Raw genomic sequence first — 18,796 nt, forward strand, 5'->3', positions numbered from 1 at the left:
GCGGGGGTCCGTTACGACGAGGCGGCTTCGGACGCGGCCGGCGCAGGCGATGCCGCCGCGCTCGACGCCGGCGCGGCTTCGGACGCGGCGGCGGGCGCCTTCGGGCCGGTGGCGGACGTGCCGGTGGCGGACGTGCCGGTTGCGGACGTGCCGGTTGCGGACGTGCCGCTCGCCGCGGCGGCGGACTTCGGATGCGCCGGCTGGATCTTCGCGCCGTCGTTCAGACGATCCATGCCGTCCGTCACGACCTGGTTGCCGGCCGCGAGTCCCGACACGATCACCGTGTTCTTGCCGTCGCCCGGTCCGAGCTTGACCTTGTGCACGGACACCGTGCTGTCTGGATTGACCAGATAGACGAAGTCGCCCGGCGCGCCGGACTGTACCGCGGCGGTCGGCACGAGCACCGCGTTCTGCATCGTGTCGACGAGCAGCTTCACGTTGACGAACTCGTTCGGGAACAGCGTTTCGTCGTCGTTCGCGAAGGTCGCGCGCAAGGTGACGGTGCCGGTCGCGGTGGCCATCTGGTTGCTGACCGCGTACAGCGTGCCGGTCGCGATCTCGCGCGAGTTATCGCTTGAATACGCGGTGACCGGCAGCTTCGCGCCGGTGGCCAGACGCTGCAGGATCGACGCGAGCGAATCCTGCGGCACCGTGAACTGCACCGTGGTCGGCTTCTCGGTCGTGATGACGACGATGCCCGTCGACGACGACGCGGTCACGTAGTTGCCCGGATCGACGAGCCGCAAGCCGACCTTGCCCGCGATCGGCGCGGTGATGCGGCAATAGGCGAGGTCGAGATCGAATTGGGCGATGTTGGCGAGGTCGACCTTCACCGCCGCTTCGTCCTGCTGCACGAGGAATTGCTGATCCGCGAAGGTTTGCTGCGCGATCGACTTGCGTTCGTTCAACTGCGTATAGCGCTCGAGATCGGCGCGCGCCTGCGCGAGCGACGCGCGGTCTTTCGCGAGCGTCGCTTCCGCCTGCTGCTTGCTGATCTGATACTGGCGCGGATCGATCTGCGCGAGGAACTGGCCTTTTTGCACCTCCTGGCCTTCGTGATAGCCGACTTCGGTCAGATAGCCGCTCAGCTGCGGCAGCACGGTCACGGTTGCGATCGGCGTGACGGTGCCGAGCTCGCTCAGTGTGACCGGCATCGAACCGAGCGTCGCCTGCGCGACGGTGACGACGATCGCCGCGTTCTCGCGCACCGGCTTCTTGCGCGTCAGCAGATGAACCACGACGAGCGCGACCAGCACGAGCACGACAACCGCGAAGATGATGAGCCCGCGTCGGGAGCGCTTTGGCGGCGGGGACACGGTTTCGCTCATGTTGATCTCCGGGAACGGATATGGGTGTTGATACTCGGTTGGAAGCTCGTCCGCTGACGGGACTGCGCAAAAGTGCCATGGTTCACGCGCGTTGTCATCAGTCGAACGCCTTCGGACGTATTGTTATGAAAACGTAAGGAAGTGGGGCGAGGGCTTGAATACGGGCATGCGTGAATGTAACCGGCTTGCGCCGGCCTTGAGTTACAGGGGTGCAACATGTTGGCCGGTGGAAGAGTCCGGGGCATCGATCGGGCGGCACGTGGGGGCGGACACCCGCATGGGCAGAGTTATGGGCCCGGCGGGACATCGCAACATGCGGTAACAGACGACAGCCAACTGACAACCGGGCCGTGCGTCCAGAATCGTCACAATCGTCCGCTACGATCGCGAGCCAGCGTCGCGCGCGCCGCGACTGTCACGACACCCCACAACCTCGCCCCGATGTCCATCACCGTCAATTTCCCAGCCGAAGTCCGCGACTGGATCGCCGCCAACCTTTCGCGCGGCGTCGCGCCCCAAGCGATCGTCAACGAACTGGTGAGCCGCGACAACGCGGCCGAGCTCGCGTCGGCGATGGTCGATGCGGTCGCATCGGCGTTCCTGTACGGTATGGCGCTGCCCGGCGACAAGCTCGAAGTCGGCAGCGCGCCGCTCAGCTACCAGCCCGAGCCGCTGCGCGTGCCCGACGCTCCGCTGATCCAACTCGGCGAGCGCAAGGTGCGCGTGCTGTCGCGGCTGCAACGACCGGCCGCCGTGCACATCGCCAATTTCCTGAGTGCCGATGAATGCGAGCAGCTGATCGCGCTCGCACAGCCGCGGCTCGACCGGTCGGCCGTCGTCGATCCAGTGACCGGCCGCGATGTGATCGCCGGTCATCGCAGCAGTCACGGGATGTTTTTCCGTTTGGGCGAGACGCCGTTGATCTCGCGCATCGAGGCGCGCATCGCGGAACTCACGGCAACCCCGGTCGAGAACGGCGAAGGCCTGCAAATGCTGCACTATGAGGAAGGCGCGGAGTCAACGCCGCACGTCGACTATCTGATGACGAGCAACGAAACGAATCGCGAGTCGATCGCGCGCAGCGGCCAGCGCATGGGCACGCTGCTGATGTATCTGAAAGATGTGGAAGGCGGCGGTGAGACGGTGTTTCCGCAGCTTGGCTGGTCGGTCGCGCCGCAGCGCGGGCACGCGCTCTACTTCGAATACGGCAACCGCTACGGGCTGTGCGATCCGAGCTCGCTGCACGCGAGCACGCCGCTGCGCACGGGCGACAAGTGGGTGGCGACCAAGTGGATTCGGACGCGGCGCTTCGCGCCGCGCGTTCAGGCTTGAGAAGTCAGGCCTGACAGGCAACGCTTGTCGAGGTGAAAAGAGCGTGCTGTCTGTCCGCGCGCGTGGAAAAACATTCGAACGACTCGCGCGAGCCGTTGTCAGCTTCGCGCTGCTAGCCGAGGCGGGTTGCAGCGCGAAGCCAGTGCGAGTAGTGGCGCGTCAGACGCCGCGCCCTCGAAGCAAGGTAATCAGAACTGCTCGATCCACGTGGCGAGGCGATCGGCGGCGAACTCGCTACCGCGCTGCGCCGGCCGGAACGCGATCGCATCGCCTTCTCGTGCCGGCTGCAGTGCACCGTCATTGCCGTCGAGCCACAGAAGGCTCGCCAGCCATACCGCGTGCCCGCTCGACACCGCGTTGTTGCCCGGCTCCGCGAGAAACTCCGCGAGTGTGGCCGGCTGGTCGCACACGAGACCATCGCCTTCGCGGCGCACATTGATGCCAGCCTCGGAAAATACCCCGGCCAGCGTCGTCAGTGCGTCGCTCGCAGTCACGCTCGCGCTGCCGTGACGGTTACGCAGCGTGGCGAGGTGCGCGGCCACCGTATGACCGAACGCGCCGCTGCGGGCACTCTCGGCCGCGATCAGATCGGAGTAGTCCTGCAGCAGCCAGTCCGGCTCGGAGTTCGGCACGTCGGCGAGTACCGCTGCGGCGAGATACGTCTCGACCGGCTGAAAGCGCTCGGGCCCGATCAGCGTGGCCGACAGCGAACGCACCAGACCGATGCGAGTGGCGACCACCTGCTTTTGCAGCACGCCCAGCTTCTCGCGCACCAGCGTGTCGCGCTCCTTGCGCAGCTCGGCCAGCTCGAGCGCCTGCTTCAGTTCCATGCGCAGCGCCGTGATGTCCCAAGGCTTCTTGATGTAGCGATGGATATGACCGAGGTTGACGGCCGCGACGGTCTGATCGATTTCCGAATACGCGGTGGTCAGAATCCGCACGACATGCGGAAAGCGCTCGCTCGCATAGCGCAGCAGCTCGTTGCCGAACTCGCCCGGCATACGCTGGTCGGAGACCAGCACCCCCACCCTGTCGCCGTGCTCGTCGAGCAGCGCCTTGCCCTCTTCCACCGAGCCGCCAGTCAGGACCGGCGCCAGGCTTCCGATGGCACGCTGGAAGTACTTTACGGCGGTAGCTTCGTCATCGACGAAGATGATCGCCGGCGCCAACTCCTCTGTGGCTTTTGCTTCGTTCATCAACAGCTCCTGTGCGTTTGACCTTTGATATGGGGGAAATCCAGCACTACGGTGGTGCCTCCCTCCGACGTGGACTCGATCCTGAGTCCGCCGCCACAGGACTGCATGACACGGTTGCATAGAATCAGGCCCAAGCCGTTCCCCCCGGATTTCGCGTGCGTTGTAATTGGGTCCGTCAACAGGCGGTCTTTGATTTCGGGCGGAATTCCCGGCCCGTTGTCGCAGATGCCGATGCTCGGGTGGGGTTCCGTTGTCACGGTAAAGCGCACCGACGGCGACGGCACATCCGCGAGCGCGCGCAACGCGTTGGACAACAGCGACGACAGCACGAGCGCCACGCAATTCGGCTGCGTGAGCACGGCAAAGTCGCTGTCGACGTCGACCTGCACCCACGAGCGCTGCGCGGTCGTAAACGGATACGTATCGAGCAATGCCGAGATCAGCCCATGCGCGGTACTCTCGATGCGCGCCTCGTCGCCCTCCAGTTGCCGGCGCCGCCCGTTGTGTACCGAGCGCCAGAAGGACGACACCACCGCCATGCAGTACTGCGCGCTCTCGCGCATCGATTTCGCGGCGCCGAGAATTTCGCCTTCCGCATCGCGCTCCGCGTCGATGCGATCTTCGATGCTGTGCGCGTTCAACGCGATCGCCGCGAGCGGCGTGTTCAGTTCGTGCGCGATGAACGCCAGGGTTTCGTCGATGGCGATCAGGCGCTGATTCTGCATCGCGCGTTCGTGGTAACGATCAAACGCCAGTTGCAGCGTATCGCGCACTGCCGCCGGCTTCAGCGGCTTTTCGAGGATGCGGAACACCTCGCCGGTGTTGACCGTCTGCAATAACATCTCGACGTCTGCATAAGCAGTAACCAAAATCCGCACGATGTGCGGATATTCCAGCGCCACCTGGCGCAGCAGGTCGCCACCGTCACGCCCCGGCATGCGGAAGTCCGTGACCAGCACCGCGATGCGGGCGTTGTCCTGCTCGAGGATAGCGATCGCCTCGTCGCTGCTCGTCGCGAGCAGGACCTCGTAATCGGCACCTACGGTGCGCGCGAAGTATTTGCAGGCCAACTCTTCGTCATCGACGTAGAGAAGAGTGGGCTGTGTCTGTCGGATGTCATTCATGGTGTTTCTCAGGGTGCGGGCGACAGATCGAAACTGAATGACGCCCAACTTCCCTGCTCGCTCTCAGCAAACAGCAGGCCGCCGTGACGCTCGATCACCGCATAGCTGATCGACAGCCCGAGGCCCAGGCCCTGTCCCACTTCGCGGGTGGTAAAAAATGGCTCGAACACGCGCGCGAGATGCTCCGGCGCGATGCCCGGCCCGTTGTCTTTTACCGTCACATGCAGGCGGTCTTCGGTCCATCTGACGTTGACGTGAATCGCCGGCGCGGGCGTGGCCGCCTTGCGCATCGCCAGCACCGCATTCGACAGCAGGTTGATCAGCACGCCGATGATGGCCGCCTCGTCGCCCTGCACCAGCGTATCCGCGGGCAGCTCGCGCGTGACGGTGACGCCCCGCAATTCATGGCCGACGAGCCGGATCGCCGAATCGAGCGCCTTTTCGAACAGGAACGGCGTGCCCAGCTCCGCCTCGGCGCCGGGCTTGCGATACGCGAACGTCTTCAGGTCCGACACGATGTGCTGGATCCGCTGCATGCCCTGCCGCGCATCGACCAGACATTCCTGCAGCGTCGGCTCCTTCTTCGAGATCGGCTCTTCCAGCGCAACCTCGATTGCCATCAGACAGAAGTTCACCGGATTGTTCACTTCATGCAGCAGGCCGGCCGCGAGCGTACCGATCGCCGCCATTTTTTCCTGCTGCAGCAGTTGGCCCTTGATGTCGAGCAACTGCCGATTGATCACTTCGAGTTCGGCGTTCTTCGCGGAGACCTCCGCGTTTTTCTCGGACACCTCGGCCTTCAGGCGAAACAGCATGAAGCGCACGCGTTCGTTGAAAAACGTGTAGACGGCACTTGCGGCAGCGGCGAACAGAAGGAGCAGAACATTGACGGTCATCGTGCCGAGCGGCACGCCCTCATGCGGAGGCAACAGGCAGGCCAGCAGATACAGAAAGCAGGACAGCACGCCGAACACGAGGTTTTGCCACAGACCGAATGGCAACGCAATGCCGGACGCGAAGATGGCCAGATTCAGGCCCATGTAGTAGGGCGACAGAACACCATCGGTGCGCCAGATCATCCATGAAATCATCGCCTGCGGCAGCAGCAGCCAGGACAACGTCAGCCATGGAGTAAGCCGCCGCCCCATGCTGGTGTCGAGCAAGGCGATGATACCGCCGATCATCAACGACACGAGCAGGCGCGCGAGCGCGAACGACGTCTGATACTGCGGATACTGCGCGTAATCCAGCCCCACGCCGAGCAGCACGAGCGCAATCGCTGTGCACGCGCCGCCCCGGCTGAACGTGACGCGAAAGTCGGCCAGCTCGGTTTGATAGCCGCTCTGCAGGGGACTGGTAGTCATGAACAGGGATGTCGACACGGTTTCAGAGGATCGTGGCTTCCGCGAACACATTCACCCCGGTCTTGTCGACGTAGAGCTTCTGGTCAGTGGAGTTGGCGGGAAGCAGCGAGCTCATGCCGCTTTCGTTCCGATAAATCAGATACCACTCGAGCAGATGCTCCATCCCGTACTTCTCCGGATTCGCCGAATGGACGTTGGTGACCAGCAACTGACCGCCAGCTCGCGTGCGAGCGGCGAAGTAACTCAGGAGACGCGCGCAGACCTTGTCCGACAGATAGTCGAACAGACCCGCGCAGTACACCGCGTCGAATTCGCGCGCGGAGGGGTCCGTTGAAATTTTACGCTTGAGCAGATCGTGCACCGACTGATGCACCATTTGCACCGAGGCTTTATGGCCCGCGGCATTCGCCGAGCTTTCGATCGCGTCCTTCGTAAACGCCAGCGTTTCCTCGCTGAAGTCGACCAGCTCGAAGGACAGCAGCTCCGGATGCGGATATTCGCGCACGAAGCGCTGGATCTCGAAAGCGGGCCCGCAACCGACGTTGAGGATGCGGAACGGCCTGCCGGCAGCGCGCGCCGCTTCGGCCTGACGCGTCAGAAAGTCGATCAGCAGCGTGATGCGGTTGCGGTGCGCGGTCGCGACCGCCGCGTGCAGGAACGCGGTATTGACGATCTGGAAGTATGTGGTCGGTCCCTGCTGCGGATCGCTGAGGATCTGGTTGACCATCTCGTAGTCGCCGGCATAGCCGAGCGGCTTGGTGAACGTGCGGTAGACGAATGGCGCGCGCAGCAGCAACGGATGCAGTGCCGCTTGCGCATACGTGCGATGCACGGGTGCGGTCTCGGCGTCGACGCGCTCGGCCTCTTCCTCCAGGCGGTCGAGGAAGAACTTGATCTTGAGCATGATCGGCGTGGCGAGCTCGTAGAACAGGTCCTCGCGTAGCCTGCCTTCTTCGGTCTTCGGCAAGCTCTCGGTCAGGTCGACCTGCTCGACCCAGCGCGACACTTCCGACAGGAACGCGCGCATCTCGTTCACGACGATCTGATAGTCGCGCCGGATATTGAAGCGCGCGTCCCAGTCGCTGATAAAGAGTTCTGCTTCCCGGCCGACCGACTTCGCTTCATTGGGCAGAACGCTAAGCTCGCGCCATTCGTCGATGAGTGCCAGCGAAACCACCGCGGTCAGACCGGTGTTCACCAGACTCACCACCACCGCCTTGCCGAGATAGGCATTCTTGGTGCCCATGCGCACGCTCAGCTCGCTTAACACCTCGCTGACCTGCACGATGGAATAGGGGTTATAGACCTCCATGACCAAAGACTTTCTCTGGAGGTTAATGATCGTCCCACGCACGTGCTCGCGCTGCGAGTTGCGGAAGCTGATCACCGGGTCGATTTGCGTTTGAGAGTACACGGTATTAGTACCTGAGGAATCCGGGAACGCAGCAGGGTGTTGGAGAAGTCCAGTGAATGGCTGCCGCACGCACGACACCGGCGACAAGTCGTGGACGCGTTTCAAACCACTTTGAGCTGGAAACACCAAAGCCCTTTGCCAGAATGGCTCCAGCGGCTTGCAGTGTAACATCAACACGTTCAATTCTGACTGAGGTCAAATTCAGGAGGAAACGTATATGCAAGGATTTCTTGCGAGCATGTCCGTGCTGTAGAAAGCCGTTGTTGCAAAGAGCCATTTGAAACGAGTTGGCGAGCGCGCGGGTGCAATCGCCGACAATTCGTTTCTCGACAAAGACTTGCAATCGCATTGCCACGATGGCGGCACGATCCGCTATTGAGGGGGTGCGTTACTTGTGCCTTTCTGATCTATGCCCTTTGGATATGCCCCGTGCATTCGCCGAATAAGCCTTTTTTGTTTTAACGCAATTCGCGTCCGGCGCGGCAAACGTTTTTCTTTTAGAGTTCGGCGCGAGTACCGTCGACAATCGAGCGACTCGCGCACTCGTTGACTCATTCGTGCAACGCCAAACCTTTCACGGCCTTATCGACGGCTCTCTTCGGTCCGTGCAGTGCGAGACCGACGAGATCGAGATTCGCCGCGTCCTCGGCGCGAAAGACTGCGCGATTCGCCGCGTCATGCCCCGTCGAAAACATCGCGTGCACATACGGCACGATTCCGAGCTCGCGCGACAGCGCCTGCCGATGCGCGCCCTGCAGACCGAACCGGTCGGCGGCGAACACCATCATCGGCTGGCCGAGCATGCGGCCGTAGCGGTGCCCGGCGGCATCCTCGTAGGGCTCGCCCAGCGCATCGGGCGCCGCGGCCGCGACACCGGTCGCGAGAAACGCGACCACATTGAGCTTCTGCCAGACCGCGAGATCGCTGCGCACGATCAGCGCCACTTTGGTATCGAACATGATGACTCCTCGTTGAGCCGCTCATGATCGACGATGCCGCGCGATCGGTCTGGAACGTTTGTGCACATCTGCCGGTACGCCGCCGGCGTCATGCGGTACGCCCGACGAAACCAGCGGCCGAGATGGCTCTGATCCGCGAAGCCGACTTCGGCGGCGACCTGCGCTGGCGTGCGGCCGGTCGCGAGCAGGCGCCGCGCGGCGCGCAGGCGCAAGCGCACCAGATACGCATGCGGCGAGGTGCCGAACGCGCGCTGAAACAGACGCGTCAACCTGAACCGGTCGATGCCGGCAACTTCGGCGAGTTCGTCGAGCCCGAGATTGCCGTCCATGTGTTCGTGCAACAGATCGCGCACCCGCGTGATCGCAGGTGACGCAGCGGGGTCGCCGGTCAGCGGCGCATCGCGTAGCTGGGCGCCGAGTTGCAGCAGCAGACGATCGAGCGTCTGGTCGCGCGCGAGCCGGCCCTCGTTGCCGTAGATCGCGGCGAAGGCCCGGCCGATCGCATCGACGAGCGCACGGTCGTCGACCAGCGTATGGCCGAACGCCGCCTCGACGCCGGCCAGTCCCGGCAGATCGAGCCGCCGCGCCGCGCGCTCGACCCAGGCTTGCGGCAGATACAGCATCGCGTAGGTGAAGCCGGCCGCCTCTGGCGCGTGACCGTCGTGCAGCGCGCCGGGCTCGACCAGGATCGCGCGGCCCGGCACGCTCGTGTGCAACGACCGATGACACTGGAAGCGTTGCACGCCCTGCTCCGTATAGCCGATCAACATGTCGTCGTGATCGTGCGGATCGTAGGCGTGGCCGCCGAAATGCGCGCGCAGGCTCTCGATGCCGGTTTCGGCATCGCGGCGGGCGATTAGCCAGTTGGCGGGACTGAGTGAAGTGGGCATGGGTTGGAGCTGGCGGGCAGCGGGCAATGCGGCCAGCGGACAGTGTACGGCAGCGGGGGAACCGGGTCGGGCCAACGCCCCCGTCGGCGAGACGTCCTCACGATGTCAGTGCAACTCACCCCGCTCGTCGCCGACCAGAACGACGATGCCAACGACCGTTTCTGTCGACGAAGGCAACCGGCGTCACGGCTTCTTCGAACGCGGCGGCCGTGCGTTGACGAACGGGTTATAACCGCGCGAACCCGCCGGCCGATCCTGTTCGGTCGCGCGGCGGCGCTTGCTGGATCGTCCGTCGCCCGACAATTGCGCAAGCAGTTCTCGCGATTCGGACTCCGACTCCGCGTCCGTTTCATCCACCGGCGGCGCGGTTTTTTTGCGTCGCGCGGTTTTTGGCTGCGCTGCTTTCTCGTCCGTATCCGGCGCGACGCCCGCGATGTGTTCGATCACAGTCATGAACGATGCCGATGCCGATCGGACAGGTTGTCCCGGCAGCATCGTCAGCGCGACGATTTCGTGCAGTGAACGACCGTCGACGGAGCGGCCCTCCACCGTGTCATGCCAGTCGACATCCGCTTGCGCGAAGGCGCCGATCACACGTTCGAGCACGGCCGGCGACAGGACGCCGCCGTCGTACAACCGGATGACGACGCTTTCGAACATCTGGAGCGGGGCGATGCCCGTTGTTTTCGACGCCACGTTTTGTCATCCGGTTGGTTTCTCTTCCAGTATCAGCCAGCAAATCACATGCCGATGTGGCGAGTAACTCATCGTGATCGCCGAGTATGGCATGCGCGAGGCGTGAATCATGCTCGCATGCAGGAAGTCGGCCCGCTTGCACAAGCAGGGCGTCGCCGGTCGAGCCATATCGACCGCGCCGTCGTAGCAAATTAGAGAGAACCGTCGATCGAGCCGCGGGACGTCATCACGGCCTTGTCATATGGCGTTGGGAAGATCGCGGCGCCAGTGAGGCCCGCGACGTCGAGCGGTCTTGAGTCTTGCGGCACAGAAAAAAAACGACGACCGACAACCCCCACGACCCAACGACCATGAAAAGAAGCGCCTCGACACTCGCCGGTTTGGGAGTCATGCTTTCGCTCGCCGCTTGCGGCCCCGACAATGTCAGCTCGCCCGCCACCGGCTCGAGTGCCAGCGCGAATACCAGCACCAGCGTCACCGCGACGGGCATCGCCGCCGCCGGCGCGCCCATCGTCGGCGTCACCGTCACGGTGACGGACAGCGACGGAAAGAGCACGCAGTCGAGCCTCACCGACGCGACCGGCAAGTTCACCGTGTCGATGACGGGCAAGGCGCCGTTCGTTCTGACCGCGCCATTCAACGATGCGGACGGCACGCCGGCCAGCCTGTCCGCGGTCATCGATCCCGCGCCCGCGTCGTCGGGTGCGGCCGTGTCCGTGGTCGCCAATCTGAATCCGCTGACGTCGCTGCTCACGCAGCGCGTGCTGGGGATCGTGCCCAATGGCGCGCCGACCAGCGCGCAGATCGCGTCGGCGAAGATCTCCGCGAGCAGCATCGCCCAGGCCGACGCGGCCGTCGCGGGCGCGTTGCAGCCGCTGTTCAGCGCGTTCAACGTGCCGGTCAATACCGTCGCGGACCCGATCGGCACGCCCTATCAGGCGAATGCGAGTAACCCGCTCGATAACCTGTTCGATATCGCGCGCTTCACGGTGCACGCCGGCACGGTCGCCGCCGGTGTCGACGCCAGCCGCGCGCAGGTTTCGATCCCGCCCACGGGCGCGGTCTCCGGCGCGATGCCGGCCGCCGCCGTGAGCTCGGCGCTCGCGTTGAGCAACAGCGCGACCACGACGCCGATTCAGCACGTCATCGTCGTGGTCGGCGAGAACCAGACTTTCGACGGCCTGTTCGGCGGCTACGTCGCGCCGGACGGCCAGACGGTCAAGAACCTGCTGTCGGAAGGCATCATCAACGCGGACGGCACGCCGGGTCCGAACTTCGCGCAGGCTGCCCAGAACCAGGGCACGACGCAAACGGCCTACACGATCAACCCGACGCGCGGCGCGGCGTATGCGACTCTGCCGCAGCCGGAACAGATCGGCATCGAAAACCTCCAGACCTTCACGACCGGCGGCGGCACGGCCGACACGCGCTTCCCGGCCACGCTGCCTAACGGCCCGTTCCAGATCACCAGGTACGTACCGTACGCGCAGCAGGTCACGGCCGTCGCGCCCTTGCTGACGCTCTACGCGATGACCGGCGACCCGGTCCATCGCTTCTTCCAGATGTGGCAGCAAACCGGCGGCGACAACAGCAAGCACGACATGTTCACGTGGGTGGCCACCACGGTCGGCCAGGGCGGCGATACGACCGGCATCACGCCGCAGAATCCGTCGCAGGGCGGCGAACTGATGGGCTTCATGAACATGTCGACCGGCGATGCGCCGTATTTCCAGTCACTCGCGCAAACCTACGCGGTCAGCGACAACTATCACCAGTCGATCATGGGCGGCACCGGCGCGAACTTCTTCTCGATCGCGACGGCCGACGAGCCGTACTTCAACACGGCCGGCACCGTCGCAACGCCGCCGGCCAACCAGATCGAAAATCCTGACCCGATGGCGCAAACGGCGAACTTCTACACCCAGGACGGCTACGAAGGCGGCTCCTACGTGAACTGTTCCGATGCGAGCCAGGCCGGCGTGTCAGCCATTCTCAATTTCCTCGCCGCGAAGAAGGTCGCAAGCAATTGCGACGCGGGCAAGTACTATCTCGTCAACAACTACAACCCCGGTTATGACCTGAACGGCAACGTCCAGCCGATCGGTCCGAACAACTACAACTACCCGCCGCAGACCGTGCCCACCATCGCCGAGGCGCTGGCCGCCAAGGGCGTGTCGTGGAAGTGGTATACGGGCGGGCGCACCACCAGCGACCTTGCAGCTGAAACCCAGCTGCTGGAACTCGCGGACGGGTTGCCGGCGGCGCAGGCGGCGGCGCTTGCACAGTCGGCGCAGTACAACGTGATCGGCGACCCGCTGGTCGCGTCGAGCAAGGTGATGGGCACGCCCGCGCTGAAGGCGAACCTGACCGATCTGACGACGTTCGCCAACGACATCAAGAACAGCACGCTGCCCGCGGTGTCGTTCGTCGTGCCGAAGAACCTCGACAGCGGTCACCCCGGCTATTCGGCACCGGCCACCTATGAGGCGTTCCTGAAGACCGTGATCGCCAACGTCCAGGCCAATCCGACGCTGTGGGCGCATACGGCGATCCTGATCACCACCGACGAAGGCGGCGGCCACTTCGACACCGGCGCGATCCAGAACCTCGATTTCTTCGGCGACGGTCCGCGCATTCCGATGCTCGTGGTGTCGCCGTATGCCCGCAAGGGGATGGTCGACCACACGTACTACGATCATGCGTCGGTGCTCAAATTCATCGAACGCAACTGGCGCCTGCAGCCGCTGTCGACGCGTAGCCGCGACCGTCTGCCGAATCCGGTCACCTCGACGCAAAGCCCGTATCTGCCGATCAACACGACTTCGATCGGCGACCTGATGGCGATGTTCAATTTCTGATCGACGAGAGCATCGAAAAAACGGTGGGGCCTTCGCTCCACCGTCTTCCGTTGAAACGACGCACGCATGCAGATGATTCGAGATTGCTTCAAAGTGGCGAGTGGATTGGGCGCTGTAACGATTGCCGCGTTCGCCGCCTTCACGCTGGGTGCGAGCTTTTCAGCCACGGCACAAGCACCGTCGGGCAATGGACTGACGGCCGCCGCGGGCGGCTTTGCCGCGGCATCGAAAGCGGTGCCCAAGGCGGCCGCCAAAGTCTCGGTGCAAAGATGGGTTCGCTACCCCGCGAGCGCGGCCGCGTTGAGCCAGCGGGCCGAACTTGGCAAACAGATATTCTTCGACGCGTCGCTATCGGCCTCGGGAAAGATGTCATGCGCGAGCTGCCATAGTCCCGAGCACGCCTACGGTCCACCGAACGGCCTTGCCGTGCAACTGGGCGGCGCCGACATGCGCCAGCCGGGTACGCGTTCGGTGCCGTCGCTGCGCTATCTGAGCTTCACGCCGTTGTTCAGCCGGCACTTCTATACGCCCGCCTCGGAAGATACCGAGGACGAAGGACCGACGGGCGGCTTCATGCGCGACGGCGCCGCCGCATCGTTGCACGATCAGGCGTCGATGCCGCTGCTCAATCCGAACGAGATGGCCAACCGCAGCGCGGCCGAAGTCGTCGCGAAGCTGCGGCGCAGCGCTTATGCCGACACCTTCAGAAAGGTCTTCGGCGCCCAGGTCTTCTCGCAGACGGACAAGGCATTCGCGCACATCGGCGAAGCACTCGAAGCGTTTCAGACCGAAGACATGAGCTTCCATCCGTACACGAGCAAGTTCGATGCGGCGATGTCGGGCAATGCGGACTTCACGGCGCAGGAACTGCGCGGCTACGCGCTGTTCAACAACCCCGACAAGGGCAATTGCGCAAAATGCCATCTGGACGCGCCCGGGCCCGGTGGACGGCCGGCGCAATTCGCCGACTTTTCGTTCATTGCGCTCGGGGTGCCGCGCAACCCTGAAATTCCGGCCAATCGCGATCCGACGTATTTCGACCTTGGGCTGTGCGGCCCCTATCGCTCGGATCTGGCAAAGGAAACCGGCTTCTGCGGCATGTTCAAGTCACCGACGCTGCGCAACGTTGCGACGCGCTCGGTGTTTTTCCACAACGGCCGCTTTCATAAGCTCGAGGACGTGATGCGCTTCTATGTCGAGCGCGATACCAATCCGGCAAAGTGGTATCCGAAGGGGGCCAACGGCAAGGTCGACAAATTCGACGATCTGCCGCGCCGCTATCGCAACAACGTCGACTTCGCGGATGCGCCGATGGATCGGAAGCTCGGCGGCAAGCCCGCGCTGAACGAGGCCGAGATTCGCGACGTCATCGCATTCCTGCAGACGTTGAACGACGGTTACTCGGTCACGCCGGGCGGCCCGAAAGCGCTGGTGCGATAGCGGGGTTTGTTCGTAGCGAAACCAACGGAACGCCGGGGAAAGACGTAATCGAGCTGGCGATATTGGTCTACGCGAGCAGCAGTAGCGCATCCGCCAGTGACAGCACCGTTGTGCGTGAATCGAATGCGGTAGAAAACAGACGCTCGTGGACCACCTGGTCCGGGTCGTAACAGCAATCCTTCACCGTATACAGGCGGAAGTCCGCGTCGCTGGCGTACGCGACCGAGGAGAGCACGACTCCGGTCGACGCGATGCCGACCATGATCAGCGAATCGATACCTTGCCCCGAAAGCTTCGCCTCCAGATCGGTGCCGAAGAACACGCTCGCACGATGCGCGATGACGAGCGGTTCGTTGGCCTGCTGGCCCAACTCCGGCGCGGTCCGGTCTGCGAGGAAGAGGCCAAGACTTTTGATTCCCTGCCCATTCCTGTTCAACGGGCTGACTTCCGGATAGCCCGGACTGAACCTGAGGTTGGCGAAATAGACGCTGACGCCCTTGGCCCGGGCCGCGTCGCATAAGCTGCGCGTATTGACGAGCAAGGCGGGCGCGACCGATGGAAAGAGTCCGAGAATGTCGGTCTGGTAGTGCATGACGACAAGCGCGGTTCGCGATGGTGCGATGGCCGGAATCCGTGCACTCGTGCGCGTGACGCCGAGCCCGTCCTTCGCGATGCCTTCAGAACCTGCGTTGGTTGTCATTACGCCACCTTCTTCCGGGTTCCACGTCCTGTTGTCGGAGCAGCCGCTTCGATGCCGTGGAAATCATACTTCATCGCATCGCGCGGGCGATCATCGATTCCGTCCGGACGCATACCCCACTTCAACGGCCCTGCCCGCTTGCTACACTATGTACAAAGGTCGCCGGCGCTCCCGCAAGGGTCATGAACCGCCTGCAACGCAACTTCGCAAAAAAACAGAGGATGAGCATCGAAATGACGCTTTCGACGAGAAAATTTGGTCGTACCGGCTGGAATGTGTCGGAAATCGGTTTTGGGGCATGGGCGATCGGCGGCTCGTGGGGCAGTGTTGCGGAAGATGACGCCAAGGCCGCGCTAAATGCCGCGCTCGATAACGGTGTCACGTTCATCGACACGGCCGATGTCTACGGCGACGGTCGCTCCGAACGGATCATCCGCGACGTGCTGCGGCAACGAGGCGGCGAACGTCCGATTGTCGCCACCAAGCTCGGGCGCCGACTCGACCCGCATGTGACCAGCGGCTATCTGAACAAGCGCGAGCTCGAAGCTTTCATCGACCGGAGTCGCTCGAATCTCGGCGTCGACACGCTCGACCTGGTCCAGCTGCATTGCCCGCCGACGGAGGTTTACTACCGTCCCGAGGTGTTCGACGCAATGGACGACTTCGTCGCCGCGGGCAAGATCCGCTACTACGGCGTGTCGGTCGAAAAGGTGGAAGAAGCGCTGAAGGCGATCGAATATCCGAACGTGGTTTCGGTGCAGATCATCTACAACATGTTCCGTCAGCGTCCATCCGATCTGTTCTTCAGGCAAGCGCAAAAGAAAGACGTTGCAGTCATCGCGCGAGTACCTCTGGCCAGCGGCATGCTCACGGGCAAGATGTCCGCGGATTCGACTTTTGCATCAGACGACCATCGTGCATTCAATCGGCATGGCGAGGCGTTCGACGTCGGCGAAACGTTCTCCGGCGTGCCCTACGACGTCGCGTTGCAAGCGGTCGACGAACTGCGCGGCCTGGTACCCGTGAACGCCTCCATGGCGCAGCTGGCTCTGCGCTGGATCCTGATGGAGGATGCCGTCTCCGTCATCATCCCGGGCAGCAAAAACGCGGCCCAGGCGGCGTCGAACGTCTCGGCCGCGAGCCTCGCGCCGCTGTCCGACGAGGTAATGCAACGGGTCCGGGATGTCTATCAGCGCCATATCGCGCCGCACGTCCACCAGCGCTGGTAAAGGCAGCGCGGTGGCGGCTTCGAGGTGGGCGCATTCGACATGCAGGGAGCACCCGGAATAAATTGTGTTTGCACCTGGACTATGGAGAACCTCATGACAGACATCGCACTTGCACGCAAAGATGCTTGCCTCGCAGTGGTTCATGCGGTACTGACGGACTTGAGCGACGACAGCAATCTGATCGGCGCGGCTCTACGTGTTGCGGACTACCTCGTAGATGATCTCGAAGGCAAGATCACCGAGACCGACGCCATACTGCTTGCTGTCACCGCGCTAACCAAGGTCAATCGCGCGATTCGCGAGTGGAACGACGTGGACGGCAACTCGATGGACGCGATGAGAGTCGCGGATTTCATCATCGATGAACAAATGAACGGGTACGACAGCGCGCCACATCAACCGACTTCGTCGGCGGCAAGAATCGAGGCGCGAGCGGCCGCGGTGATCCGGCCGACGGGGTCCCCGGTGCGGCCTGTTCACCACTGAGTTTCGTTTCTCACTCCGGGCGCGCCACCGCCGGCCGTTGCAGCGGCTGGATGGTGGCCATCGCAAGCCCCGCTCCGGCGAACGCACACGCGGCGCAGACGAGCGCGACGGCCCGCAGCGCGTCGGTCATCGCATCGGCTTGCGCGCGCGCCACGGATGTCTCGCGCGGCGTATGCGAGTCGCCCACCGCCCCTCCCGCTTGCTCGACCGGCGCCAGCAATTGCCCGATCTGGCGCGTATCTCGCGGCACATGCAGTTCGTCGAGGCGCGCCGATAGCGCCGCGTGGTGCGACCACACGAATACGATGCCGAGCACCGCAATCGCCAGCAGGCCCGCCACGCGCGCAACGGCGTTATTGATGCCGGACGCCACGCCTGTGCGGTCGCTCGGCACCGCGCCCATCACGGTCGTGGTAAGCGGCGCGACGGTGATCGTCATGCCGAGCCCGAGCACGACGAGCGCAGGGAAGAATTCAGCCCAATAGCTGCCGCGCACGAACGGCAGCGCCAGCAACGTGAACCCGACTCCGGCGACGCCCGGGCCAACGGTCAGCAGCGTGCGCGAACCGAAGCGGCTAGTCAGACCGCCAGTGAAGCGCGATAGCAAACCGATGATGAAAGGCACCGGCAACAGCGCCGCCCCCGCTTCGGTCGCGGTGTAGCCATGCGCGCGGATCAACGTGAACGGCAGGAAGAAGAACGTGCCGCCAAGGCCGAAGTAAAGCAGCAGTGTGACGAGGTTGGCGCCGGCGAAGTCGCGCGAGCGAAACAGGTCGAGCGGCATCATCGGGTTGGGGCTGCGCGCCTCAATTGTCACGAATGCGGCGAGCATCAGCACGCCGGCGCCAATCGCACAGAATACGAGCGGATGCGCGAAGCCACGCGCCGATGCTTCGGTCAGGCCGAACGTCAGCGCGGCGAGGGCCCGTGGCCGCGCTCAGTGCGCCGGACCAGTCGAGCTGTCCAGGCGCATCGGCCCCGTGGCTGTTGGGCACCGCCGATATGGCGAGCGCGATCGTCAGCGCCGCGAGCGGGACGTTCAGGAAGAAGATCGCGCGCCACGACCATGCGTCGACGAGCCAGCCGCCCGCCACCGGCCCCACGGCCGACGTGATCGCGCCGACGCCCGCCCAGGTGCCGATTGCCCGTCCGCGCGCTGCGTCGTCGAACACCGCGCCGATGATCGCGAGACTGCTGGGTACGAGCAGTGATGCGCCGATGCCTTGAACCGCGCGCGCGGCGACCAGCGCAAACGCATTCGGTGCAAACCCGCAAGCGGCCGACGCCAGCGTGAAAAGCGCGACGCCCGCGATGAACACCGTGCGCCGGCCGAGCTTGTCGCCCATCGATCCGCCGATCAGCACGAGGGAGCCGAGAAACAGCAGATACGCGTTGACGACCCACTGCATCGCCGCGACGCTCGCGCCGAGTTCGCTCTGAATGGCCGGCAGCGCGACGTTGACGACGGAGCCATCGATGAACGCCATGCTCGAACCACCGATCGTCGCGGCCAGCGCGAGGCGCTTGCGCTGGCATGGGCGGCCGGTCGTGATGGGCTGCGTGCGGATGACGAGCTCGTCGCATGGGCTCGCCTGCGCGGCGATGATGTGCGCCGTCCTCGGCTTGCTACCAGGATGATCAGGGTCGGCCACGTTCGCTCCCGTGCTGGTCGATGAAGACCTAGAGCCTGTTCGTGCCACCGAGGCTAGTCAACCCCGCAGCGCAACATCGCGGAGCGGGTTTTGCCCATTCGGGGTGTCCCGCGCCGCCGGACGGGACG

General features: G+C 64.0%; 13 protein-coding genes and 2 pseudogenes. 5 read left to right on the plus strand and 10 right to left on the minus strand.

The genetic code is table 11. The annotated features are described in order from the left end of the window. Positions 1–11 precede the first annotated feature (11 nt). Complete coding sequence (locus OKW30_RS36785) at positions 12–1,328, minus strand: efflux RND transporter periplasmic adaptor subunit (RefSeq protein ID WP_429349053.1); 1,317 nt, start codon at positions 1,326–1,328, stop codon at positions 12–14. Positions 1,329–1,769: 441 nt separating this feature from the next. Here OKW30_RS36785 and OKW30_RS36790 point away from each other — a divergent pair, with 441 nt between their 5' ends. Next, entirely contained in the window at positions 1,770–2,660 is an 891-nt protein-coding gene (locus OKW30_RS36790) for a 2OG-Fe(II) oxygenase (RefSeq protein WP_429349054.1), read from the plus strand. A 188-nt stretch (positions 2,661–2,848) separates the two neighbouring features. Here OKW30_RS36790 and OKW30_RS36795 read toward each other — a convergent pair whose 3' ends face one another. From OKW30_RS36795 to OKW30_RS36825, 7 genes and pseudogenes are all read right to left on the minus strand, one after another. Continuing rightward, positions 2,849–3,856, minus strand: a complete 1,008-nt coding sequence (locus OKW30_RS36795; protein ID WP_184070260.1) for a response regulator — start codon at positions 3,854–3,856, stop codon at positions 2,849–2,851. Further along, positions 3,856–4,980 carry a hybrid sensor histidine kinase/response regulator gene (locus OKW30_RS36800; protein ID WP_184070262.1) on the minus strand — a complete coding sequence of 375 codons (1,125 nt, stop codon included), beginning with the start codon at positions 4,978–4,980 and terminating at the stop codon, positions 3,856–3,858. Before OKW30_RS36800 ends, OKW30_RS36795 begins: the two co-directional genes overlap by 1 nt. Positions 4,981–4,988: 8 nt before the next feature. Then, positions 4,989–6,344 (minus strand): sensor histidine kinase, encoded by a 1,356-nt coding sequence (locus OKW30_RS36805; protein ID WP_184070264.1) that lies wholly within the window; start codon positions 6,342–6,344, stop codon positions 4,989–4,991. Between the two features lie 22 nt (positions 6,345–6,366). Next, positions 6,367–7,758 carry a class I SAM-dependent methyltransferase gene (locus OKW30_RS36810; protein ID WP_184070266.1) on the minus strand — a complete coding sequence of 464 codons (1,392 nt, stop codon included), beginning with the start codon at positions 7,756–7,758 and terminating at the stop codon, positions 6,367–6,369. Between the two features lie 551 nt (positions 7,759–8,309). Further along, positions 8,310–8,717 (minus strand): DUF2000 domain-containing protein, encoded by a 408-nt coding sequence (locus tag OKW30_RS36815; RefSeq protein ID WP_184070267.1) that lies wholly within the window; start codon positions 8,715–8,717, stop codon positions 8,310–8,312. 47 nt (positions 8,718–8,764) lie between these two features. Then, positions 8,765–9,607: pseudogene (locus OKW30_RS36820) on the minus strand (helix-turn-helix domain-containing protein); the annotation flags it as partial. Positions 9,608–9,790: 183 nt separating this feature from the next. Further along, positions 9,791–10,303, minus strand: coding sequence for a hypothetical protein (locus tag OKW30_RS36825; protein ID WP_429349055.1), 513 nt, complete (start codon positions 10,301–10,303; stop codon positions 9,791–9,793). A 350-nt stretch (positions 10,304–10,653) separates the two neighbouring features. Here OKW30_RS36825 and OKW30_RS36830 point away from each other — a divergent pair, with 350 nt between their 5' ends. Together OKW30_RS36830 and OKW30_RS36835 are read left to right on the plus strand one after the other, a co-directional pair. Further along, positions 10,654–13,161, plus strand: coding sequence for an alkaline phosphatase family protein (locus OKW30_RS36830; protein WP_429349056.1), 2,508 nt, complete (start codon positions 10,654–10,656; stop codon positions 13,159–13,161). Between the two features lie 66 nt (positions 13,162–13,227). After that, the gene (locus OKW30_RS36835) at positions 13,228–14,601 is read left to right on the plus strand and encodes a cytochrome-c peroxidase (RefSeq protein WP_429349057.1); all 1,374 of its coding nucleotides are present in this window, start codon (positions 13,228–13,230) and stop codon (positions 14,599–14,601) included. Between the two features lie 67 nt (positions 14,602–14,668). On the opposite strand, the gene OKW30_RS36840 is transcribed toward OKW30_RS36835, so the two are convergent. After that, positions 14,669–15,301 carry an isochorismatase family cysteine hydrolase gene (locus OKW30_RS36840; RefSeq protein ID WP_429349058.1) on the minus strand — a complete coding sequence of 211 codons (633 nt, stop codon included), beginning with the start codon at positions 15,299–15,301 and terminating at the stop codon, positions 14,669–14,671. A gap of 233 nt (positions 15,302–15,534) precedes the next feature. Here OKW30_RS36840 and OKW30_RS36845 point away from each other — a divergent pair, with 233 nt between their 5' ends. Together OKW30_RS36845 and OKW30_RS36850 are read left to right on the plus strand one after the other, a co-directional pair. Next, on the plus strand, positions 15,535–16,530 hold the full coding sequence (locus OKW30_RS36845; protein ID WP_429349230.1) for an aldo/keto reductase: 996 nt from the start codon (positions 15,535–15,537) through the stop codon (positions 16,528–16,530). Between the two features lie 93 nt (positions 16,531–16,623). Then, positions 16,624–17,016: a hypothetical protein gene (locus OKW30_RS36850; RefSeq protein WP_187627216.1), complete on the plus strand. Its 393-nt coding sequence runs from the start codon at positions 16,624–16,626 to the stop codon at positions 17,014–17,016. Positions 17,017–17,026: 10 nt separating this feature from the next. On the opposite strand, the pseudogene OKW30_RS36855 reads toward OKW30_RS36850, so the two are convergent. Continuing rightward, a pseudogene (locus OKW30_RS36855) lies at positions 17,027–18,668 on the minus strand (MFS transporter). Between the last annotated feature and the right edge of the window lie 128 nt (positions 18,669–18,796).

The organism is Paraburkholderia sp. Clong3 (genome assembly GCF_050436485.1).
In the GTDB taxonomy this organism is placed as follows: domain Bacteria; phylum Pseudomonadota; class Gammaproteobacteria; order Burkholderiales; family Burkholderiaceae; genus Paraburkholderia; species Paraburkholderia tuberum.